This window comes from Pseudomonas sp. MWU12-2020 (assembly GCF_023100605.1).
Classification (GTDB): domain Bacteria; phylum Pseudomonadota; class Gammaproteobacteria; order Pseudomonadales; family Pseudomonadaceae; genus Aquipseudomonas; species Aquipseudomonas fluorescens_H.
In genome coordinates, this window is sequence record NZ_JALMEX010000001.1 from 883,215 (window position 1) to 906,090 (window position 22,876).

Annotated in this window: 19 protein-coding genes and 1 pseudogene; 10 read left to right on the top strand and 10 right to left on the bottom strand. The window is 59.9% G+C overall.

What is annotated here, in order from left to right:
* Nucleotides 1–172: 172 nt before the first annotated feature.
* On the bottom strand, nt 173–610 hold the full coding sequence (locus M0814_RS04195; protein ID WP_003226602.1) for a hypothetical protein: 438 nt from the start codon (nt 608–610) through the stop codon (nt 173–175).
* Nucleotides 611–714: 104 nt separating this feature from the next.
* On the opposite strand from M0814_RS04195, the gene M0814_RS04200 reads away from it, so the two are divergent.
* The gene (locus tag M0814_RS04200) at nt 715–1,152 is read left to right on the top strand and encodes a universal stress protein (protein WP_103485797.1); all 438 of its coding nucleotides are present in this window, start codon (nt 715–717) and stop codon (nt 1,150–1,152) included.
* Between the two features lie 174 nt (nt 1,153–1,326).
* On the opposite strand, the gene M0814_RS04205 is transcribed toward M0814_RS04200, so the two are convergent.
* Entirely contained in the window at nt 1,327–3,249 is a 1,923-nt protein-coding gene (locus M0814_RS04205) for an ATP-binding cassette domain-containing protein (RefSeq protein ID WP_003226605.1), read from the bottom strand.
* Nucleotides 3,250–3,463: 214 nt separating this feature from the next.
* On the opposite strand from M0814_RS04205, the gene M0814_RS04210 reads away from it, so the two are divergent.
* Nucleotides 3,464–5,392: a transglycosylase SLT domain-containing protein gene (locus M0814_RS04210; protein WP_003226606.1), complete on the top strand. Its 1,929-nt coding sequence runs from the start codon at nt 3,464–3,466 to the stop codon at nt 5,390–5,392.
* Between the two features lie 84 nt (nt 5,393–5,476).
* Here the strand turns inward: M0814_RS04210 and M0814_RS04215 are convergent, their stop codons facing one another.
* Complete coding sequence (locus tag M0814_RS04215; RefSeq protein ID WP_103485798.1) at nt 5,477–7,255, bottom strand: ABC transporter transmembrane domain-containing protein; 1,779 nt, start codon at nt 7,253–7,255, stop codon at nt 5,477–5,479.
* Between the two features lie 256 nt (nt 7,256–7,511).
* Between M0814_RS04215 and M0814_RS04220 the strand changes: the two genes are divergently transcribed.
* Nucleotides 7,512–7,691 (top strand): PA1571 family protein, encoded by a 180-nt coding sequence (locus M0814_RS04220; protein WP_045122558.1) that lies wholly within the window; start codon nt 7,512–7,514, stop codon nt 7,689–7,691.
* A gap of 182 nt (nt 7,692–7,873) precedes the next feature.
* Here M0814_RS04220 and pdxB read toward each other — a convergent pair whose 3' ends face one another.
* Nucleotides 7,874–9,016, bottom strand: coding sequence for a 4-phosphoerythronate dehydrogenase PdxB (gene pdxB / locus M0814_RS04225; RefSeq protein ID WP_103485799.1), 1,143 nt, complete (start codon nt 9,014–9,016; stop codon nt 7,874–7,876).
* A 225-nt stretch (nt 9,017–9,241) separates the two neighbouring features.
* On the opposite strand from pdxB, the gene M0814_RS04230 reads away from it, so the two are divergent.
* Complete coding sequence (locus M0814_RS04230) at nt 9,242–10,651, top strand: MATE family efflux transporter (protein ID WP_003226614.1); 1,410 nt, start codon at nt 9,242–9,244, stop codon at nt 10,649–10,651.
* A gap of 135 nt (nt 10,652–10,786) precedes the next feature.
* Here M0814_RS04230 and tusA read toward each other — a convergent pair whose 3' ends face one another.
* Nucleotides 10,787–11,038, bottom strand: a complete 252-nt coding sequence (gene tusA / locus M0814_RS04235; RefSeq protein WP_103486286.1) for a sulfurtransferase TusA — start codon at nt 11,036–11,038, stop codon at nt 10,787–10,789.
* 175 nt (nt 11,039–11,213) lie between these two features.
* Nucleotides 11,214–12,287: a 23S rRNA (cytidine(2498)-2'-O)-methyltransferase RlmM gene (gene rlmM / locus M0814_RS04240; RefSeq protein ID WP_103486287.1), complete on the bottom strand. Its 1,074-nt coding sequence runs from the start codon at nt 12,285–12,287 to the stop codon at nt 11,214–11,216.
* 222 nt (nt 12,288–12,509) lie between these two features.
* Between rlmM and acnA the strand changes: the two genes are divergently transcribed.
* A complete protein-coding gene (gene acnA / locus M0814_RS04245) occupies nt 12,510–15,251 on the top strand; it encodes an aconitate hydratase AcnA (protein ID WP_103486288.1) in 2,742 nt (913 codons plus the stop codon).
* Nucleotides 15,252–15,613: 362 nt separating this feature from the next.
* On the opposite strand, the gene M0814_RS04250 is transcribed toward acnA, so the two are convergent.
* Together M0814_RS04250 and M0814_RS04255 are read right to left on the bottom strand one after the other, a co-directional pair.
* Nucleotides 15,614–16,435, bottom strand: coding sequence for an aminoglycoside phosphotransferase family protein (locus M0814_RS04250; RefSeq protein ID WP_103486289.1), 822 nt, complete (start codon nt 16,433–16,435; stop codon nt 15,614–15,616).
* Nucleotides 16,422–16,910, bottom strand: a complete 489-nt coding sequence (locus M0814_RS04255) for an SRPBCC family protein (RefSeq protein WP_103486290.1) — start codon at nt 16,908–16,910, stop codon at nt 16,422–16,424. Before M0814_RS04255 ends, M0814_RS04250 begins: the two co-directional genes overlap by 14 nt.
* A 185-nt stretch (nt 16,911–17,095) precedes the next feature.
* Between M0814_RS04255 and M0814_RS04260 the strand changes: the two genes are divergently transcribed.
* Together M0814_RS04260 and M0814_RS04265 are read left to right on the top strand one after the other, a co-directional pair.
* A complete protein-coding gene (locus tag M0814_RS04260; protein ID WP_103486291.1) occupies nt 17,096–18,016 on the top strand; it encodes an ADP-ribosylglycohydrolase family protein in 921 nt (306 codons plus the stop codon).
* Nucleotides 18,017–18,072: 56 nt separating this feature from the next.
* Nucleotides 18,073–18,477, top strand: a complete 405-nt coding sequence (locus M0814_RS04265; RefSeq protein ID WP_103486292.1) for a lysozyme inhibitor LprI family protein — start codon at nt 18,073–18,075, stop codon at nt 18,475–18,477.
* A gap of 116 nt (nt 18,478–18,593) precedes the next feature.
* Here the strand turns inward: M0814_RS04265 and M0814_RS04270 are convergent.
* Nucleotides 18,594–18,911, bottom strand: a pseudogene (locus M0814_RS04270) (hypothetical protein); the annotation flags it as partial.
* 257 nt (nt 18,912–19,168) lie between these two features.
* Here M0814_RS04270 and M0814_RS04275 point away from each other — a divergent pair.
* From M0814_RS04275 to M0814_RS04285, 3 genes are all read left to right on the top strand, one after another.
* On the top strand, nt 19,169–19,774 hold the full coding sequence (locus M0814_RS04275) for a hypothetical protein (protein WP_003226630.1): 606 nt from the start codon (nt 19,169–19,171) through the stop codon (nt 19,772–19,774).
* 9 nt (nt 19,775–19,783) lie between these two features.
* A complete protein-coding gene (locus tag M0814_RS04280) occupies nt 19,784–19,990 on the top strand; it encodes a helix-turn-helix transcriptional regulator (RefSeq protein ID WP_003226632.1) in 207 nt (68 codons plus the stop codon).
* Nucleotides 19,991–20,074: 84 nt separating this feature from the next.
* Nucleotides 20,075–20,746, top strand: coding sequence for a hypothetical protein (locus tag M0814_RS04285; RefSeq protein ID WP_103486293.1), 672 nt, complete (start codon nt 20,075–20,077; stop codon nt 20,744–20,746).
* 67 nt (nt 20,747–20,813) lie between these two features.
* On the opposite strand, the gene mrdA is transcribed toward M0814_RS04285, so the two are convergent.
* The gene (mrdA, locus tag M0814_RS04290) at nt 20,814–22,706 is read right to left on the bottom strand and encodes a penicillin-binding protein 2 (protein ID WP_103486294.1); all 1,893 of its coding nucleotides are present in this window, start codon (nt 22,704–22,706) and stop codon (nt 20,814–20,816) included.
* Nucleotides 22,707–22,876 lie beyond the last annotated feature (170 nt).

Sequence of the window (22,876 nt, forward strand, 5' to 3'; positions counted from 1 at the left end):
TAAAAGGCTACGCTGGCTGGACTACAGGGATATCCGCTGACTGCAAAAAGACGAATCAGCGACAAAAACAGTTACCGGCCTGCCTGGCCACCCCGCCCGATGAATCATGTCGGGCTTTTTATTGCTCGTCTGCCGGACGCTCCCCACCCTTGCAGTGGGAAAAGTCCGCGAGTCATGCCAGTGCTTTCAGAGTCGCATCGATATCCTGCAGAACCGTGGCTTCGCCCTTCTCCCCCCAGTACAAAGCGATCATCTGCTTGTCAGCCTCGACCTTGAACACGTTGCCCGGCAACTTTTCGAAATGATTGAGCAACAATCGGTCTTCGCAGACTTCCTGCCACTGATTGACCCACACGCCCGGCGATTTCTGCCAGTAGGTCCAGCACGCCGGCTGACTGCCACGCCGTGGCCGATGATATTGCGCACACGGGTTGGGCGGCTCCTGAGACAGCCAGTGCGGCCACTCCTGAGGCGCTAACTGCATGGCCAGTCCGATGCGCCGAGCCTCCATGCGCAGGGCCATCCGGCCACTCTGCACGCGCGATGGGCGCAACCATGCCAGTGGACTCAGAACCACCAGCAGGATTGACACCACCAACCAGACCGTCATATCTCTACTCCCGACTTATAGGTGAGCGCATTGCGTCACTTTGGAACCAATGCGCTTGAAACCAGCCATACTTAACAATATTGATCCGTCACGAGGAGCACCTCATGCCCTACCACCATATCCTGGTCGCCGTAGACCTGACCGAAGAGTGCGACCCTGTGATCCACCGCGCCCGCGAGCTGTCAGCGAGCAACGGTGCCAAGCTGTCGCTGGTGCATATCGTCGAACCAATGGCGATGGCATTCGGCGGCGATGTGCCGATGGATCTGTCACAACTGCAACAGCAGCAGTTCGATCAGGCCAAGCAACGCCTTGATACGCTCAAGCACAAATACCCCGAGCTGGAAGGCGCCAATTGCCACCTGACCTACGGCCAGCCACGCCAGGAAATCCATCACTTCGCCAAGGAGCAACTGTGCGACCTGATCGTGGTCGGCAGCCATGGCCGCCATGGTCTGGCGCTGCTGCTCGGCTCCACCGCCAACGACGTGCTGCACGGCGCGCCCTGCGATGTGCTCGCAGTGCATCTGGTCAAACGCTGAAACACTGATCAGTGTGGGAGCGAGCCTGCTCACGAAGGCGTCGGAACATTCAGCATTAATGCCGCCTGACACACCGCATTCGCGAGCAGGCTCGCTCCCACATTAGGTCTCCACCCGTATATGAAAAGCCCGGCGCTCATCACTGAACGCCGGGCTTTTTCATGGCCGGATCAATCAGGCATCCAGCTCGGCCCAACGCTCCACCAGTGCATCCAGCTCAGCCTGCAACTGCTCCAGCGAAGCAATCACCTTGGCCGTTTCTGCCGGCGGACGCTGATAGAAGCCGGCTTCGGCCATTTCGGCTTCGACGGCCGCGATCTGCTGCTCCTTGGCATCGATATCGCCCGGCAATGCTTCCAGCTCGCGCTGCAGCTTGTAGCTCAGCTTCTTCTTGGCTGCCGGCGCGGCAGCGGCAGGTGCGGCAGCCACGACAGGTTCAGCGGTGACCACCGCCGAGTTAAGGTCAGCCTTGCCCGACTTGCTCTCGGTCACGCCCAGCAGGCGCGGCGAGCCGCCCTGACGGATCCAGTCCTGATAGCCACCGACGTATTCACGCACCTTGCCTTCACCTTCGAAGACCAGGGTGCTGGTGACCACGTTGTCGAGGAATGCCCGGTCGTGACTGACCATCAGCACAGTGCCGTTGAAGGTCAGCAGCACTTCTTCGAGCAGTTCGAGGGTTTCCACGTCGAGGTCGTTGGTCGGTTCGTCGAGTACCAGCAGGTTCGCCGGTTTGCTGAACAGTTTGGCCAGCAGCAAGCGCGCGCGCTCACCACCGGACAGCGCCTTGACCGGCGTGCGGGCACGCTGCGGGCTGAACAGGAAGTCGCCGAGGTAGCTCAGAACGTGGCGGCTCTGGCCGTCGATATCGATGAAGTCGCGACCTTCGGCGACGTTGTCGATCACGGTCTTTTCCAGATCCAGCTGATGGCGCAACTGGTCGAAGTAGGCCACGTCGATGCGCGTGCCCTCTTCCACCTTGCCGCTGGTCGGCTGCAGACCATTGAGCATCAGTTTCAGCAAGGTGGTCTTGCCGGTACCGTTGGCGCCGAGCAGGCCGATACGGTCGCCGCGCTGCAGGACCATCGAGAAGTCCTTGATCAAGTACGGGCCATCCGGGTGATGGAAGCTGACATTTTCCAGCACCATCACTTGCTTGCCGGACTTGTCGGCGGTTTCCAGCTGGATGTTCGCCTTGCCGGTACGCTCGCGACGCTCGCTGCGCTCAACACGCAGGGCTTTCAGGGCGCGAACGCGACCTTCGTTACGGGTACGACGGGCCTTGATGCCCTGACGGATCCACACTTCTTCCTGAGCAAGACGCTTGTCGAACAGCGCGTTGGCAGTTTCTTCCGCGGCCAGCGCAGCTTCCTTGTGCACGAGGAAGCTGGCGTAGTCGCCGTTCCAGTCGATCAGGCCGCCGCGATCCAGTTCGAGGATGCGCGTGGCGAGGTTTTGCAGGAAGGAACGGTCGTGCGTGATGAACAGCACAGCGCCCTGGAAATCCTTCAGCGCTTCTTCGAGCCAGGCAATCGCACCGATGTCCAGGTGGTTGGTCGGTTCGTCGAGCAGCAGCAGATCCGGTTCCGAGACCAGCGCCTGCGCCAGCAGCACGCGACGGCGCCAGCCGCCGGACAACTCGGCAAGGGTCTTGTCGGCCGGCAGTTGCAGGCGGCTCAGGGTGCTGTCGACCAGGGTCTGCAAGCGCCAGCCGTCACGGGCTTCAAGGTCGTGCTGAACGTGCATCAGCTTGTCCAGATCGGCGTCGGTGACGATGTTCTGGCTCAGGTGATGGTATTCGGCGAGCAAGGCGCCAACGCCGTCGAGGCCTTCGGCAACCACGTCGAATACGGTCCGCTCGTCGGCCACCGGCAATTCTTGCGGCAATTCGCCGATTTTCAGACCGGGGGCACGCCACACCGAGCCGTCATCGGGCTTCTGGTCGCCCTTGACCAGTTTCATCATGCTGGACTTGCCAGTGCCGTTGCGGCCGATGATGCACACCCGCTCACCACGGGCGATCTGCCAGGACACCTTGTCCAACAACGGCATCGCGCCGAATGCAAGGGACACATCGCTGAATTTGAGCAGGGTCATGAGCTTCTCCAAAAACCGGGCGCGCATTCTACCTGAGTTAGGCCCTCAGCAGGCCGGCAATTTGTCTGCTGAAGCACTCTGCACAACATTTGTTGCGAACTTGTGCTGCGAGACCCGCAAAGCTTTCGCCGCTCGCTGGCAAAAGGCTAAGCTACAGACAATTCAGTGCTGATCGAGGTCGGCACTTGTCATGATTTCTCTGCCCGGATGTCTCATGCGCAGTCGCCTTTTCAGTGTCTTGTCCTGTTTGCTACTCACCGCCGCTGCCGCTCAATCCGCTCAGGCGGTGGATCTGTCCACCCAACGCCAGTATTACGATGAAGCCAAGCGCGCACTGGCCAAGGGCGATACCGGCCCATACTTCCGCTACAGCCAGGCCCTGGCCGATTATCCGCTGGAACCGTACCTGGCCTACGACGAACTGACCGCGCGTCTGAAGACCGCCAGTAACGAGGAAATCGAGAAGTTCCTCGCCGAACACGGTGACCTGCCACAGGCCAACTGGATGAAACTGCGCTGGTTGCGCTGGCTCGCCGACCGTGGCGACTGGGCGACTTTCGTCAAGTATTACGACCCGAAACTCAATTTCACCGAACTGGACTGCCTCAACGCGCAGTACCAGATCAGCAGCGGCCACAAGGCCGAGGGTTACGCCAACGCCGACAAGCTGTGGCTGACCGGTAAATCGCAACCGGCGGCCTGCGACGGGCTGTTCGGGATCTGGGCTGCCGATGGCCAGTTGACCGAACAGAAACGCTGGGAGCGCACCAAACTCGCCGCTCAGGCGCGTAACTATCCATTGGCGAACAGCCTGGTCAACGGCCTGACCACCCTCGCGCCGCGCGGCCGTCTGCTGGTCGATGTGGCGCAAAAACCTGAACTGCTCAATCAGCCTTCGCGCTTCACCCCGAACGACGAGCCGATGTCCGACATTGTCAGCCTCGGCCTGCGTCGCCTCGCCCGTCAGGATCCGGACAGGGCCATGGCCCTGCTCGACGGTTACGCCAGCAGCATGCATTTCTCTCGTGACGAGAAGGTCGCGATTGCCCGGGAAATCGGCCTGACCCTGGCCCGGCGTTTCGACAGCCGCGCGCTGGACGTGATGACTCAATATGATCCCGAGCTGCGTGACAACACCGTTTCCGAATGGCGCCTGCGTCTGCTGTTGCGTCTGGCACGCTGGGACGATGCCTATCAATTGACCCGTCGCCTGCCACAGGATCTGGCGACCACCAACCGCTGGCGCTACTGGCAGGCCCGCAGCCTGGAACTGGCGCAACCGCAGAACCCGGAAGCGCAGACCCTGTACAAGAATCTGGCCAAGGAACGCGATTTCTACGGTTTCCTCGCCGCCGACCGTTCGCAATCGCCTTATTCGCTAGTGAACAAGCCGCTTGTGCTCAGCCAGGCCACCATCAACAAGGTGCGCAATACACCGGGCATACGCCGTGCTCTGGAATTCCATGCCCGCGGGCAGATCGTCGACGGGCGTCGCGAGTGGTATCACGTCAGCCGCCATTTCAATCGGGACGAAATGGTCGCCCAGGCCAAACTGGCCTACGACCTGAAATGGTACTTCCCGGCGATCCGCACCATCAGCCAGGCGCAGTACTGGGACGACCTGGACATCCGCTTCCCTATGGCCCACCGCGACACGCTGGTGCGTGAAGCCAAGGTTCGCGGGTTGCATTCGAGCTGGGTGTTCGCCATCACCCGCCAGGAAAGCGCCTTCATGGACGATGCCCGCTCCGGTGTCGGCGCCAGCGGTCTGATGCAGTTGATGCCCGGCACCGCCAAGGAAACCGCACGCAAGTTCAGCATCCCGCTGGCCTCGCCACAGCAAGTGCTTGATCCTGATAAAAACATCCAGCTCGGCGCCGCTTACCTGAGTCAGGTGCACAGCCAGTTCAACGGCAACCGCGTGCTCGCCTCCGCCGCCTACAACGCCGGCCCCGGCCGCGTGCGTCAGTGGCTGCGCGGCGCCGATCACCTGAGCTTCGACGTCTGGGTGGAAAGCATCCCGTTCGACGAAACCCGCCAGTACGTGCAGAACGTGCTGTCGTACTCGGTGATCTACGGCCAGAAACTCAATTCACCGCAGCCGCTGGTGGATTGGCATGAGCGGTATTTCGACGACCAATGACCGGTGCTGATTACCTGAAATGAAAAATGCCCGCATCAATCGATGCGGGCATTTTTTTGTCGTCAGCAAAGGCCTGCGCCAGTTCTAAACCGCCACGGCGTGCCCATCATTGAACTGCAGCGCCGCCAACCGCGCATACAGCGGATTGCTCACGATCAGCTCCTGGTGGGTACCGATCGCTACCAACTGGCCCTGATCCATAACGGCGATCCGGTCGGCGTTTTTCACCGTGGCCAGTCGATGTGCGATCACCAGCGTGGTGCGGTTTTGCATCAGGCTGGGCAAGGCTTCCTGAATCAGATGTTCGCTTTGCGCATCGAGGGCGCTGGTAGCTTCGTCCAGCAGCAGAATCGGCGCATCCACCAGCAGCGCGCGGGCAATCGCCAGGCGTTGACGCTGGCCGCCGGAAAGGCCGAGGCCGGCGTCCCCCAGATGGGTCTGATAGCCGTTGGGCATCTTCTCGATGAAGTCATGGGCATGGGCAATTCTTGCCGCTTCCTTGACCTGCTCCAGTGTCGCGCCAGCATTGCCGTAACGAATATTCTCTTCGACGCTACCGAAAAACAGCGCGGGCGATTGCGAGACCAGGGCGAAATTGCGGCGCAGGTCCAGCGGGTCGAGGCTGGTCAGCGGCACGCCGTCGATCAGGATCCGGCCTTCAATCGGGTCGTAGAAGCGCAACAGCAAGTCATACACCGTGGATTTACCGGCACCTGATGGCCCGACAAGGGCCAGGGTCTCGCCGGCCCTGATGGTCAGGCTCAAGCCGTTGACGGCGTAGCTGTCCGGACGCGACGGGTAGGAAAAGTGCACATTCTGCAATTGCAGTTCGCCCTTGATCCGTTCTGGCAACGTCACCAGCCCGATGGTCGGTGGCTGGATGATGTTTTTTGAACTGAGCAATTCAGCGATCCGCTCGGCGGCACCCGCCGCACGTTGCAGCTCACCGATCACCTCGCTCAACGTGCCGATCGCACTGCCGACGATCAGGCTGTAGAAGACGAAAGCCGCCAGTTCGCCACCGGTGATGCGCCCGGCAATCACGTCCATGCCACCGACCCACAACATCACCGCCACCGCGCCCAGCACCAGCACGATCACCACAGTGATCATCCAGGAACGCTGAAAAATCCGTTTGCGCGCCGTGTCGAATGCATCCTCGACCGTCGTGGCGAAACGCCGCTCGTCCTGCACCTGATGGTTGTAGGCCTGCACGGTCTTGATCTGGCCGAGGGTCTCGGAGACATAGCTGCCGATGTCGGCGACCCGGTCCTGGCTCAGCCGCGACAGATTGCGCACGCGCCGACCGAAAATCAGGATCGGGGCGACTACGAACGGCAAGGCAATCACCACGATGCTGGTGAGTTTCGGGTTGGTGACGAACAGCAGGACCACCCCGCCGATCACCATCAACAGGTTGCGCAGAAACATCGACAGTGACGAGCCGATCACCGATTGCAGCAATGTGGTGTCGGCAGTCAGCCGTGACTGAATCTCCGAACTGCGGTTGTTCTCGTAAAAACCGGGATGCAGATACACCAGATGGTTGAACACCTCGCGCCGGATATCCGCCACACAACGCTCGCCGATCCACGACACCCAGTAAAACCGCGCAAATGTGCCGACCGCCAGGCCCAGTACCATAAGCATGAAGATCCCAATGCTCTGGTTCAACTGGTGCGGCGACTGGGTCATGAAGCCCCGATCGACCAGCAATTTGATCCCCTGCCCCATCGACAAAGTGACGGCCGCGGTGACGATCAACGCCAGCAGCGCAGCGCAGACTTGCCAACGATAAGGCGCCAGAAATCGGCTGGTCAGACTCAGCGCGCGACGGTGCCGGGAAGAAAGCTTCGAGATCATTCAGGTACACATCCGTGTTGGTGAAAGGGCTAGCCTAAACCTTCTATGGGGCGGAACTCTGTAAATCACAATGAGTCAGGTTAAATATGCCCCCAAAGACTAGGCCATAGTTGCTATTGGTCTAATGTCCCGGTTGAGACGAGCGGTCATTTCTGTTGGAGTGGAGATGCCGCTTTTGACAGACCCAAAGGTGTTGTCACAGCCTGGTCACGTGGCGGTTTTAATCTACGTGCACAACCTGATGAGGAGACAGGCCATGTCCTTGCAACACCGCAGCGATGACAAGATTCAAGTGATCCGCACCAAGCCCGGCCAACCTCTGGGTTGCTCGATTATTGATAAGGACGGGCGTGAAGTACCGATCACTGAAGACATGATCCAGCAAGCATGCCGCGAACTGGAGAAGCGATTGGTCAAGCCTGCCGAACAAAAGTGATATAGCCACCGTCTTCCTGACCCGGCCCCTGTTTGGCCGGGTTTTTTCTGCCCACAAATCGACGATTGTGGTGCAACCATCGCGGGCAAGCCCGCTCCCACAGGTCCAGGGTCAGCTCAGATCTTGCGTAACACGGAGAACCTGTGGGAGCTGGCTTGCCAGCGATAAAGCCAATTTTATTTCTAGACAGCCACCGCCCCCAGCGCCGCCACAATCTTTTGCAACTGCGGCGAATTCCCGTCGATCCGCACTTTCAGCCCTTCAATCTCGCGTCGCACCGGATACTGCTTGCGCAATACATCGAACGCCGCACGCTGTTCAGCGACATTGCCTACAAGACTGCGGCGAAAATCCGCGTCATCGCGGCGTGGGTCGTACACCCCGCGGCACAACATCGTCAGCGCCCAGGCCGGATCGCTGTCGGCGTGCAGGGTCACTTCTGACAGCCACGGTGCCGGCAACAGGTCACTGAGCTGGATACTCGGCGGCTGACCGATAAACTCGCAATAAGCCTGATAGATCTGCGCCGTACCGCGCTGTTTGCCATCAAGGCTGTAGCCGGCAATGTGCGGCGTGGCCAGCACGCAGAGTTCGGCGAGGGCCACATCGACTTCAGGCTCGGCTTCCCAAACGTCGAGCACTGCTTGCAGGTCTTCGCGCGCCAGCAGCACTTTGCGCAGCGCGGCATTATCCACCACCGGACCACGGGCGGCGTTGATCAGCCAGGTACCGGATTTGAGCTGTTGCAAACGCTGCTCATCAAACAGGTGCCAGGTCGCGCTTTCGCCGATACGGGTCAGCGGCGTGTGCAGGCTGATCACGTCGCACTGCTCGATGATCTGCTCCAGGCTGACGTAATCGCCGCCCTCGGCCGCCTGACGCGGCGGGTCGCAGACTTTGACATTCCAGCCCAGGCCCTTGAGGACCTTGATCAACCGGCCGCCGACTTCACCGGCACCGATGACGCCGTAAGTACGTTGTGGCAGATCGACGCCTTCAATTTCCGCCAAAGTCATGAGGCTGCCGAGTACGTAATCGACCACGCCCCGCGCATTGCAACCGGGTGCGCTGGACCAGGTGATGCCGGCCTCGTTGAAATAATCGAGATCCAGATGATCGGTGCCGATAGTGCACGTGCCGACGAAACGCACCTTGCTGCCTTCGAGCAGCGCGCGATTGACGTTGGTCACCGAGCGCACCAGCAGCACGTCGGCCTGCTCGACCGTCGCACGGTCGATGGAGCGGCCCGGGACCCGGCGGATCTCGCCGAAACCGGCAAAAAAGGCATCGAGCAGCGGGATATTTTCGTCGGCAACAATCAGCATGGCGGGCTCCTTGGGGGGATCGGCAGTTTAGGTGCTGATCCACCGTTGAGCCAGCGCAGACTGCACGGTGGCGAGGACGCTTCGCTTCCCGGCGGGAGCAACCTGCCTCGCCAAAGTGGATGGCCTTGATGATTACAAATCCGCAACAGAGGATTTTTCCTGACTGTCACGTCAGCGGCGTAGAATGCGGCGCCTTGCGCATCAACACCTGTGGACGCTTTGCCTGTGAATTCTGTTACTGATCAACCTCTCGCTGCCTCACTCACCCGCCCCGCGCGAATTCGCCTGGAGTTCAGGAACCTGCTCGCCCTGGCGTTGCCGATCATCATCGCGCAACTGGCGACCACCGCCATGGGCTTCGTCGATGCCGTGATGGCCGGCCGCGTCGGGCCACGTGATCTGGCGGCGGTGGCGCTGGGCAACTCGATCTGGGTCCCGGTTTTTCTGTTGATGACCGGCACCCTGCTGGCCACCACACCGAAAGTCGCCCAGCGTTTCGGCGCCGGCACCCACAGTGAAATCGGCCCGATCGTCCGTCAGGCGTTGTGGCTGGCGCTGGTGGTGGGGTTGATCGCGACTTGCATGCTGGTCGCCGCCGAACCGGTGCTGCACCTGATGAAAGTCGATCCCGAGCTGATCGGCCCGTGCATGCAATACCTGCACGGCATTGCCAGCGGCCTGCCGGCGGTGGCGTTCTATCATGTGCTGCGCTGCACCAGTGACGGCATCGGCCGCACCCGTCCGGCGATGGTGCTGGGCCTGTGCGGTCTGGCGCTGAACATTCCGCTGAACTACATCTTCATCTATGGCCACTTCGGCGTACCGGCCATGGGCGGCGTCGGCTGCGGCTGGGCCACGGCGATCGTGATGTGGGTCATGGCGCTGGGTCTGGCCGGTTACGAGCGCTGGGCGCCAGCTTATCGTTCGAGCGAGATCTTCAGCCGTTTCGACTGGCCACAATGGGCGGTGATCAAGCGCCTGCTGGCGATCGGCCTGCCGATTGGCATCGCGGTGTTTGCCGAGTCGAGCATCTTCGCGGTGATCGCCCTGCTGATCGGCAGCCTCGGCGCCACGGTGGTGGCCGGGCACCAGATTGCGCTGAACGTCAGCTCGCTGGTGTTCATGATTCCGTATTCGCTGGGCATGGCGGTGACCGTGCGTGTCGGCCAGGCACTGGGCCGTGAAGAACCGCGTGAAGCACGCTTTGCAGCCGGCGTCGGCATGGGCACTGCGTTGGCCTACGCCTGTCTGTCGGCGAGCATGATGCTGTTGCTGCGCGAGCCGATTGCGGCGATCTACACCGCCGACCCGACGGTGATTCATATCGCGGCGATGCTGATTGTGTATTCGGCGCTGTTCCAGTTTTCCGACGCAATCCAGGTGACGGCTGCCGGCGCCCTGCGCGGTTATCAGGACACCCGGGTGACGATGATCCTGACGCTGTTCGCCTACTGGGGCATCGGCCTGCCGGTGGGTTACGCCCTCGGCCTGACCGATTGGCTCGGCGAGCCGCGTGGCCCGAGCGGCTTGTGGCAGGGTTTGATCGTTGGTCTGAGCTGCGCGGCGTTCATGCTGTCGATTCGCCTGACGCGCAGTGCGCGCAAGCGTATTCGGATGAGTCGCAGCGCGGGTTAAGCCAATAACACAGTACAAAAAAGTGGGAGCGGGCTTGCTCGCGAAAGCGGTGTTTCAGTCGACATTTACAGTGACTGACACACCGCTTTCGCGAGCAAGCCCGCTTCCACATTGGGTTTTGCGTTTGCCTGAGGTTCAGGCGTTTTTCTTGCGGATCCAGTACAGATAAGTACCGGCCTCTTCGTGCTGGCCCACCAGTTCGTGGTCGAGGAACACGCAGAACTTGGGAATGTCGCGACGGGTCGAGGGATCGGTGGCGATCACCTTGAGCAGGCCGCCAGGCACCAGGTCACGGATGTGCTGGTGCAGCATCATCACCGGTTCCGGGCAATTGAGACCGGTGGCGTCGAGGGTGCCGTCGACCGGCGTGTCGATCATTTCACTCATGATTCACTCCTGAAACTGGCCGGCATTGTCGCGCATTGCCGGGTGCTCAGTCATCTGTAGCGAGGGGATTTATCCCCGATGGGTCGCGAAGCGGCCCCAAAGACTGGGGATGCGCTACATCCCATCGGGGATAAATCCCCTCACCACAGAGATCATTCCCACAGGGTTTAGTGACTCAGCGGGATTTGTTTTTCTTCACGTCATGCCGGCGCAGGTGGCACGTGACCTCTTCACGGTCGTGATACAGCTGCTTGCAGCCAATATCGACCTTGATCCCGCGCGCCTTGAAGCCATCGGCGATGCGCTCGAGCAGGCGCTTCACTTCGGCATAGCGCTGTTTCATCGGCAGCTTGAGGTTGACCACCGCTTCGCGGCAATGCCCCTCGCCGATCCACTCTTCGAGCATCGCCGCGTTACGCGCCGGTTTCTCGACGATGTCGCAGACCATCCAGTCCACCGGTTGCTTGGGCTTGAAGGTGAAGCCGTCGGCCATCAAGTGCTGTACCAGCCCGGTGTCCATCAGGCTCTCGGCCATCGGGCCGTTGTCGATCGCGGTGACCAGCATGCCGCGGTTGACCAGTTGCCAGGTCCAGCCACCCGGAGCGGCGCCGAGGTCGACGCCGGTCATGTCGCTGTGCAGGCGCTCGTCCCACTGATCACGCGGGATGAAGTGGTGCCAGGCCTCTTCCAGCTTCAACGTCGAACGGCTTGGTGCCTCGCGCGGAAACTTCAGGCGCGGAATGCCCATCGGCCACATCGCCGAGTTGCCGGCATCGGCCATGCCGAGAAACACTTCGCGACCACTCTTGAAGGTCAGCAGCAGGCGCGGTTTGTTCGCGTCGTCCACCAATTTGCCGGCGCCGGTCAGTGCCTTGCGCAGTGGGCCTTCGAATTTCTTGCAGAAGTTCGACAGTTCTTTACCGTCGTTGGTGTCGACCACTTCCAGCCACAGGCTGCCGCAGACCGGGAAGTCCGCCATGTGCTCGAGGATCACACTGATGCGGTCGGTTTCCGGCAGGTCGATGAAGACGCCACGCGCCCATTGCCGCGGGAAAATCAGCTCGGCGAAACGTTGGCCGCGCATCAGACGCTCGGCACCGTCTTCTTCGGTGCAGACAAACTCGGCGTAAGCGGTGGCCGGTTTGGCCTTGGCGTAACCGGCCACGTTGAGGTGGGCGGCGAGGTCGGAAATCTCCGAACAGACTTCGCCTTCGAAGCCTGGCCGGCAATGCATGAATAGGGTGTTCATTCTTACTCCTGGGCAGAGGGCGGACATTCGGCCCCTGCGCGCTGCTCAAGCCTTGCGGTGAAGCAAAGCCTGTCACGAAAACCGGCGCATGATAGCCGATGTCGGAACCTTGGTTCCGTCAATAGAGTCCAGTTATTAGCCAGCTACTGAAAACAGGGCTACGTTGATAGCTCTGCCCGTCCCCTCAGTCCGTAGCCGTGCGGACTCAAAGGAGTGATCGTAATGCCGTCCCTCGATAGCCTGAAAACCCTTAAAACCCTGAAAGTAGACGAAAAAACCTACCACTATTTCAGCCTGCCGGATGCCGCGAAAAGCCTGGGCAATATCGACCAGTTGCCGATGTCGCTGAAAGTCCTGCTGGAAAACCTGCTGCGCTGGGAAGATGAAAAAACTGTCACCGGTGCCGACCTCAAGGCCATTGCCGCGTGGCTCAAGGAGCGTCGCTCCGACCGGGAAATCCAGTACCGCCCGGCCCGGGTATTGATGCAAGACTTTACCGGCGTACCCGCCGTGGTCGACCTCGCCGCCATGCGCGCGGCGATGGCCAAGGCCGGCGGCGACCCGCAGCGGATCAACCCGTTGTCGCCGGTGGACCTGGTGATCGACCACTCGGTGATGGTCGACAAATTCGCCACCCCGAGCGCCTTCGAACAGAACGTCGACATCGAGATGCAGCGTAACGGCGAACGCTACGCCTTTCTGCGTTGGGGCCAGAGTGCCTTCGACAACTTCAGCGTGGTGCCGCCGGGCACCGGGATCTGCCACCAGGTCAACCTCGAATACCTCGGGCGCACGGTGTGGAGCAAGGATGAGGACGGCCGCACCTACGCGTTCCCCGACACCCTGGTCGGCACCGACTCCCACACCACCATGATCAATGGCCTCGGCGTACTCGGCTGGGGCGTTGGCGGGATCGAGGCGGAAGCCGCGATGCTCGGCCAACCGGTGTCGATGCTGATTCCGGAAGTGATCGGTTTCAAACTCACCGGCAAGCTCAAGGAAGGCATCACCGCCACCGATCTGGTGCTGACGGTCACGCAGATGCTGCGCAAGAAAGGTGTGGTCGGCAAATTCGTCGAATTCTACGGTGATGGCCTCGCCGATCTGCCACTGGCCGACCGCGCGACTATCGCCAACATGGCCCCGGAATACGGCGCGACCTGCGGCTTCTTCCCGGTCGATGACGTCACTCTGGAATACCTGCGCCTGTCCGGTCGCCCGGCCGAAGTGGTGAAACTGGTCGAGGCCTACACCAAGGCTCAGGGCCTGTGGCGCCTGCCCGGCCAGGAACCGGTGTTCACCGACAGCCTGGCGCTGGACATGGGCAGCGTCGAAGCCAGCCTCGCCGGGCCAAAGCGTCCGCAGGATCGGGTCTCGCTGCCGAACGTCGCGCAGGCCTTCAGTGATTTCATGGACCTGCAATTCAAGCCCACCAGCAAGGAAGAAGGTCGCCTGGAAAGCGAGGGTGGTGGTGGCGTGGCCGTGGGCAACGCCGATCTGATCGGCGAAACCGAGTACGAATACGAAGGCCACACCTACCGCTTGAAAAACGGCGCAGTGGTGATCGCCGCGATCACCTCGTGCACCAACACCTCGAACCCGAGCGTGATGATGGCGGCTGGTCTGCTGGCGAAAAAAGCCGTGGAGAAAGGCCTGACCCGCAAGCCGTGGGTGAAGAGTTCGCTGGCACCCGGCTCGAAAGTGGTCACCGACTACTACAAGGCTGCGGGGCTGACGCAATACCTTGATCAACTCGGGTTCTCGCTGGTCGGTTATGGCTGCACCACCTGTATCGGCAACTCCGGGCCGTTGCCGGAGCCGATCGAAAAAGCCATTCAGAAAGCCGACCTCACCGTGGCGTCGGTGCTCTCCGGCAACCGCAACTTCGAAGGCCGGGTGCATCCGCTGGTCAAGACCAACTGGCTGGCCTCGCCACCGCTGGTGGTCGCCTACGCCCTGGCCGGCAGCGTACGCACCGACATCAGCACTGAACCGCTGGGTAACGACCAGCAAGGCAATCCGGTGTACCTGCGGGATATCTGGCCGAGCAGCAAGGAAATCGCCGACGCAGTCAGTCAGGTCAACACCGCGATGTTCCACAAGGAATACGCCGAAGTGTTTGCCGGCGACGAGCAATGGCAGGCGATCAAGGTGCCGCAAGCCGCTACCTATGTGTGGCAGGACGATTCGACCTACATCCAGCATCCACCGTTTTTCGACGACATTTCCGGCCCATTGCCGGTGATCACGGATGTCAAAGGCGCTCGGGTTCTGGCGCTGCTGGGCGATTCGGTGACCACCGACCACATCTCACCTGCCGGCAACATCAAGGCTGATAGCCCGGCCGGGCGCTATCTGCGCGAGAAAGGCGTGGAACCGCGGGACTTCAACTCCTACGGCTCACGGCGCGGCAACCACGAAGTGATGATGCGCGGCACGTTCGCCAACATCCGCATTCGTAACGAGATGCTTGGCGGCGAAGAAGGTGGCAACACGATCTACATCCCGAGCGGCGAGAAAATGCCGATTTACGATGCGGCCATGCTGTATCAGGCCTCGGGCACGCCGCTGGTGGTGATCGCCGGTCAGGAGTACGGCACCGGCTCCAGCCGTGACTGGGCAGCAAAAGGCACCAACCTGCTGGGAGTCAAAGCGGTTATCGCTGAAAGCTTCGAGCGCATCCACCGTTCCAACCTGGTGGGCATGGGCGTGTTGCCGCTGCAGTTCAAGCTCGATCAGAACCGCAAGAGCCTTAACCTCACCGGCAAGGAAACCCTGGATATTCAGGGCCTGACCGGCGTCGAGCTGACGCCCCGCATGAACCTGACGTTGGTGATCACCCGTGAAGACGGACGGCAGGAGAAAATCGAAGTGCTGTGCCGCATCGATACATTGAATGAGGTGGAGTACTTCAAATCGGGCGGCATCCTGCACTACGTGCTGCGGCAGCTGATTGCCTCTTGATTGCTTGATTCCTGTGGTGAGGGGATTCATCCCTGATGGACTGCGCAGCAGGCCCTTTTTTGGGGTCGCTTCGCTACCCATCGGGGATAAATCCCCTCGCTACAGGTGCCCGACACAAGCCTTCAGCACTTTTCTCCAGGCGAAAAAAAACCCGCCGAAGCGGGTTTTTCCCAAGACCATTATCGACTCCCTGTCGGCAGCGATCCTTGCTAATGGTCGATCATCCGTGATCCTGAAACACTCCCTGTGTCTCAGTTGATGGGTGTAGATTACGCCGTGGATCCAATCGGCAATAGTCGCAAAAGCTACCAACGCGTGTAAGACATTCGCTATACAGGCACTTCCGAAAACCCTTACCCCCTTCAGGCATCCAGCAGGCAAGCCGCGATTCGCGCGATCTTTAGCTGCCCGGCGGCCTGCTGCTGCGCGTCGTCTTCGAGAAACCACGCCGCGGACAACCCGGCGAACGCCAGCACCCACTGCAGCAAGCGTCGGCGATCAAGCCCGGAAGCCTCGACAATCACTTCGAGCTGACGGCGCAAACGCTGCGGCTCGCCAGCCGTCGGCAGATCCGGATTGCAGATCAGGTTCGCATAGTCATAACCACGCTCGCCACGGACCCGTTTGGGATCAATCGCCAGCCAGCCGTGTGCACCGAAATCGAGAACGTTGTCGTGGTGCATATCACCGTGCAGCACCACTACGTCCTGCGGGTCAGCGAGCAAGGCTTCAGCCGTTTGCAGGCTCAGGGCATAGGTCCCGCCCTGTTCGGCGGCGGCCTCCCGCAGCGAGGCGAACCACGGCGTCAGCTCTACCAGCGGCGGTGGCGGCGTCGAACGCGGCGCATGCAAGCGCGCCAGTGTCGCGCACATGATCCGCGTGGCCTCGTCGTCTTCACCGTTGAGCGCCATGTGCATCAGCGAACGCCGGCCCATGGCCCGTTCCAGCAACAAACCTTCCTCGTGATGGGCCAGCACTCGCGCGGCACCGTGACCGTCCCACCAGGTCATCAGCTGATTGCCGAATTGCTCGTCCGTATCCAGCGCAACCTTGAGCATCGCCGGCGTGTCGCCGAAACGTACCGGTAACAGGCGGCTGCCCGGGGTAATGATCGGTTCACCGTCCGGTACCAGCGTCCAGCATTGCAACCAGGGTTCGAAGATTGCGCAGTCAGTCACCGTCACGCTCGCGAGTCTTGGCGCTTTCGGCGAGAAACTGTTCAAGCCGGCTCAGTTGTTCCTCCCAGCCACGGCTGTCCATGTAGTACGCCTCCTTTTGGCGCACGTCGGGAATATGCGCAAAACCGGACTCAGACACCTTGAGCAAGGTACCGTCCTCGTAATCCTGCAGGTCGAACTTGACCAGCGTCGTCGGTTCCTGGGAATAGTCGATGCTCGGGTTGACCGCGTAGGGGTGCCAGCGAAATGAAAACAGCTGCTGCGGCTCGACCCGCTCGACCAGCACGTTCCACAACACGTGTTCATAACCGGGATAGGTGACCTGCCCTTGCGTCCATTCCCCGGCAATGAACCGCCTGCCCTCCAGCGCCACGCCAAACCACTGGCCAAACGCCTCGGCATCGACCAGTGCGCGCCAGACATAGGAACGCGGCGCCTTCAGCTTGATTTTGCGTTCGAAACTATTGGGTACCGGTTTCATAAGTCACCTCCTGTTCTGAACAGTAGGCTTGTATGACCACATGTCCAACCTGAAGTTGTATCAAAGCAGTGCAACTGTGCAGCATGGGGAAACATTCGGCGGCATTTCCGCTGGTTGAATCGAGCGCTCTCCGCCGATGAACCTGTTACCTTTTCCTGCGAAATGGAAACAAACAAGGACGAACCATGCAGCCATCCCTCTCCGAACGTTATCGCGGCGCTCTGCTCGGCCTTGCCTGTGGCGATGCCGTAGGCACCACGGTGGAGTTCAAGCCACGGGGCTCATTCCAGCCGCTGACAGACATGGTCGGTGGCGGCCCCTTTCACTTGAAGCCAGGGCAATGGACGGATGACACTTCGATGGCGCTGTGCCTGGCGGAAAGTCTGCTGAGCAAAAACACCTTCGATGCGGCTGACCAGATGGGGCGCTATCTGAACTGGTGGAAATGGGGCTATCTCAGCTCCACCGGTGATTGTTTCGATATCGGCACGACGGTCAGCCAGGCGCTGTCGCAGTATCAACAAACCGGTCAGCCCTTTGCGGGATCTGCCGACCCGTTTACCGCCGGCAACGGTTCACTGATGCGCCTGGTGCCGGTGGTGCTGTTTTACTTTCCTGATGCCCCGCTGATCCGCCAGTTCGCCATCGACAGTTCGCGGACAACCCATGCAGCCCCCGAAGCCATCGAGTGCTGTCAGTTGTTTGCCGAACTGATCAGCAAAGCCCTGCTTGGCGCCTCCAAAACAGAGTTGCGCAAACTGCCGGACTCAACCTTCACTCAACCGAAAGTCGCAGCCATCGCTCGAGGCGATTACCTCGCGAAGTCGGCGAGCGAAATCCGTGGCAGCGGCTACAGTGTCGAGTCACTGGAAGCGGCGCTGTGGTGTTTTCACCGCACCGACAGTTTTTCATCGGCGATTCTGCAAGCCGCCAATCTTGGCGATGACGCCGACACCACTGCCGCTATCGTTGGTCAGGTGGCCGGCGCTTACTACGGCGTTCGGGCGATTCCCACCCACTGGCTGGAAATGCTCCATGACGGCGAGGAGATTGCGGCCACCGCAGATCGCCTGCTCGAAGCATCCCGGCTACACGTACCTGAATAGAAGCCCCAGAGCCGCTAAACTGCTCGGTACTTCCATCTGACACAGTGAGAACCCCCATGTCCCCACGCCTGCTGCTGGCCCTGACGCCCTTTCTGTTCACGCCCCTCGCCCATGCCGCCGTCGACTGTGCCAATGCCAACGATCAGGCCACCATGAACCAGTGTGCCGGGCAGGAATTCAAGACTGCCGACAAGGAACTGAATGCGGTTTATCAGCAAATTACCGCCCGTTTGAAAGACAACGCCGACGCCAAAAAGCTGTTGGTGAGTGCGCAGCGGGCGTGGATCGGGTTTCGCGATGCCGAGTGCAAGTTTTCGGCATCCGGAGTCGCGGGCGGCAGTGTTTATCCGCTGATTTACAGCAATTGCCTGACGGGGGTCACCAAAGTGCGGGTCGAGGCGTTGAAGCAGTATTTGAAGTGTGAAGAAGGCGACATGAGTTGCCCGGTGCCGGGGGCCTGACCTTGTAGTGGTTTCGAGGGCCTCTGCGCGAGCAAGTCCGCGCCCGAATTTGAAATACACTCCGATTGTGGGCGCGGGCTTGCTTGCGAAGGCGTCAGCACAGACGCCACCCATTCCCGGACAAACACCTGCGCCGTCGTAATCGCCATATCCCCACCCGGCAACTTGATGCTCCCCGTTTACTTCATGGTCTCGGCATCAAAAATCGCCACATCGTTGAACGTCCCGGCCAGATAGATCTTGCTGCCCTCCTTGTTGAACGAAATGCAGTAGTAGGAATGCTCCGGAGTCGCGGCCTGCAGCAGCTTCTTCTGCTTGATGTCGTACTTGGCCAAGCGATTGAGCACGCCGAACATCAGGTTCGGTTCTTTCGGCGAACACATGCCGCTGAAGTAGATTTCAGTCAGCGGGCCGAAGTCAGTGGTTTCGGTCTCATCAAGCGTTCCGCTTTGCGCTTTTTTGATTTCAGCGCCCTGTGGGCATTCTTCACGTGAACGTCAGGACGATGGCAAGCACCACGGGGCGATTGGGTGTATGCGGCTGGCGGATCGTCTTCTTATCAACGTTTCGAGCAGCAATGCGATGCTGACCGCAGAAAAGGCAGCCGCAGAAATAAATCAAAATAAATTATTGTAATTAGATAATTATTCATCGAAAATTCGCTACCCAACTGGAACAACCAGGAATTTTCATGAGTACTCACAACAACGGACTGGCGCTGCAGCGCATGCATTGGATCGGGCTGCTGGCAGCGATACTTGTCTGGGTTCTGGGTGTAACGGAGGTCGGCGGCAACACTACGATCTGGATCTTCAAAAAGGATGAAATGCTGGCAAGCCTGCTCTATGCGTTCGCTGAAGGCTCACCACAATTGCTTGACCCGTTTGTCGAAGGCGCACTGCTCGATCCCGACACCTGGCTGTCGTCATTCGCCACTGCGCTGATCGTTGTCCTGGACTTCCTGCCCGTTGTCCTGTCGGCGTACACGTTATGGCTGACAGGGTTATTTTTCCTGCGCTTGTCGCGCGGCGAAACCTGGACCGACCGCAATATCGGGGTCCTGTGGCGAGTGGGGGTACTGTGCATCGTTTCTCCGGCCGCCTATCCGCTGGTAGAGACCCTGCAAGGTCTTGCCTTGTCGATAGATCTGCCGCCGGGGGATCGCATTTTTCAGTTCTCTATCGGCCTGTCCTCCTCTTCTGCCTACGAAATTATCAAAGGCGTATTGCTGTGTTCGTTTTCAATTATCATGCGCGATGCAAAAGTGCTCAGCGATGAGCAAAGTCAATACATATAGAACAATATAATGACCATTATCGTCCGCCTTGATGTTGTTATGGCCACGCAAAAAATTCGCTCGAAAGAGCTGGCCGCCCTGCTCGGGATCACCGAGGCCAATCTGTCATTGCTGAAAAACGGCAAAGTCAAAGGCGTGAAAATGGCAACCCTCGACAAGCTCTGCGCGGCGCTCGATTGCCAACCGGGCGATCTGCTGGAATATCAGAAAGACTAGGACTTTCCCCTGACGGCGAGTTGTTTATCGCCAGTCGCAATCGTTTAACTCTCATTCAATCCTTAGTTTCAAGGCGGCTATTTCATGTCCCGTTATTTGTCATGCGCGCTGTTATTGCTGACAGCGTCACTCAGCGGCTGCGCCACACAATTGGACGTAGCGCTCAACGCGATACCTGATCCGGACTATCAGTTCGACCGCAAGGCAACAGTACTTGTGACCTCGGCAAGCGCTACTGCTGAAAATGCATTGAATGCTCGCTACTATCTTCGCAATATGGTGAATGCGTTGAAGGATCGGGGATTCCAGGAGGTTTATACCGACGCTGATCTGCCCAGAAACCATGCTCCGGTGAAAATGACCATCACCCTCGATATCGGCAGCCGGCAAGTGTCCTACCGTTACACCGCCACCGATTACGGGCAGGTCGTAACCAGCACTTCGACGGTGTGCAAAAACATCAAGAAGAAAGACGATCGGCTGGCCTGCACCAGTACCCCAAACACTACATATGGTCCGGTGGGTACCTCGGAGCGAATCGGTTACACCACTCTCAGCACATTCGTTGCCACCGCCCGGGATGAAGTGAGCAAGCGTACCGTCTACCTGCTTCGGGCTTCGTCCTATAACGACGACTGCCAGGCCGCCAAGGTCGAAACCTTTCTGGTGGAACAAGGCCTGCAGAACCTGAGTTTCGAGGATCGCGTGCAGCGCAACTACACCGTGACGATGCCCGAGGGTTACCGCTGCAAGTAGTACGTTTCCGTGGGCGTCTCCCGGCTTTGCTCAGCGTGCGCGAGCCTGTGCCGGGAGACGCCTCAGGTTAAACGTGCGGATCACCCGGCGGCTTGGCAGGCGCAGCGTATTGCGGCTTGAGGTGGCCGTCCTGATCCAATAGCCAGGCGTCCATGATCTGCCGCACCACCGGACCGGCGACGCGACCACCAGCCTCGCCGTTTTCGATCATTACCGAGATGGCGATCTTCGGGTGCTCCGCCGGAGCGAAGCCGACGAATAAGGCGTTGTCGCGATGGCGTTCGAGGGTTTTCTCACGGTTGTAGCGCTCGCCCTGCTTGATCGCCACCACTTGCGCGGTACCACTCTTGCCCGCAATACGGTACTGCGCACCCACCGCTGCAGCACGAGCGATCCCCCGGGCATCGTGCATCACCATCTGCATGCCGTGGTTGACCTGATCCCAGTCACGCGGGTTCTTCAGCAGGATGTTGGGCATCGGATGCTCGTCAACCGGCGCCACACCATCGACTGTCTTCGCCAGGTGCGGTCGGTTCCATACGCCTTTGTTGGCGATCAGTGCGGTGGCCTGAGCCAGTTGCAGCGGCGTGACCTGCATGTAGCCCTGACCGATGCCGAGAATTACCGTTTCCCCCGGGAACCAGGCTTGGCGGCGTGTTGCGCGTTTCCAGGCCTGAGACGGCATCAAACCGGGCGACTCTTCGAACATATCCAGCGAGACTTTTTCGCCAAGGCCAAACATTGCCATGTAGTCGTGCAGGCGATCGATGCCGAGCTTGTGCGCCAGATCGTAGAAGTAGGTGTCGTTGGAACGCATGATCGCCGCGTCCATGTCCACCCAGCCATCGCCGCTGTGGTTCCAGTTGCGGTACTTGTGATCAAAGTCGGGGAGTTGGTAGTAACCCGGGTCGAAAACGCGGGTCTGCGGGGTCACGACGCCGGCATCGAGACCGGCAATCGCCACTTCCGGCTTGATGGTCGAGCCTGGCGCATACAGGCCGCGCAGCACGCGGTTGAACAGCGGTCGGTCGATAGAGTCGCGTAGCGCCGAATACTCCTTGGAGCTGATGCCGGTGACGAACAGATTCGGGTCGAAACTCGGGTTGCTGACCATGGCCAGTACCTCACCGGTGGACGGATCAAGCGCCACCACCGAGCCACGACGATCCCCCAGTGCCGCTTCGGCAGCTTCCTGCAGCTTGACGTCGAGACTGAGCACGATGTTTTTGCCAGGGACCGGATCGGTGTGCTTGAGCACCCGCAACACTCGGCCCTGGGCGTTGGTCTCAACTTCTTCATAGCCTACGTGGCCGTGCAGCTGGGCTTCGTAGAAGCGCTCGATGCCGGTTTTGCCGATGGATTGGGTGCCGCGATACTCCACCGAGTCGAGGGTTTTGGACTCTTTCTCGTTGATCCGGCCAACGTAGCCGATTGAATGCGCGAAGTGCGGCCCCAGCGGGTAATGCCGCACGAACTGCGGCTCGACATCGAGGCCCGGCAAACGGAACTCGTTGACTGCCAACACGGCGATCTGTTCTTCCGTCAGTTCGTAGAACAGTGTCACCGGGGTAAATGGATGACGGGACTGCTTCATTGCCTTATCGAAAACCGTGCGATCTTCAGCGGGCAGATGCAGGAGATTGATCACCTCGTCCAGCTCCTGATTGACATCAGTGGCGCGCTCGCGGGTGATCACCAGGTTGTAACTGGGTCGGTTATCAGCGAGCAGCACGCCATTGCGGTCATAGATCAAGCCTCTTGTCGGCGGGATCGGCAAAATGTGCACGCGGTTGTTTTCGGAGATGGTCGAGTGATAGTCGTACTCAACCACTTGCAGGATGTACAGGCGCACCACCAGCGCGCAGCTGATAGCAAAGACGAAGAGAGCGCAGGCGATCAACCGTTTATTGACCAACCGCTTCTCTTTCTCGTGATCCTTGATGGGAATGGGTTCAGGCATTTCTACAGCGACTCTTTGACATAATTTGAGTGCCGATCCATGGGCATGACATCAGTCCGTTAAAAAACGAGCTGCACCATACCAAAAACCGAGTGGTCACTTCAGAAGGATTTTGCCCAACGGCAGTCCTGGCGACGGTTGGAGCGCGCGTATCGTGTGATTCTGACGAT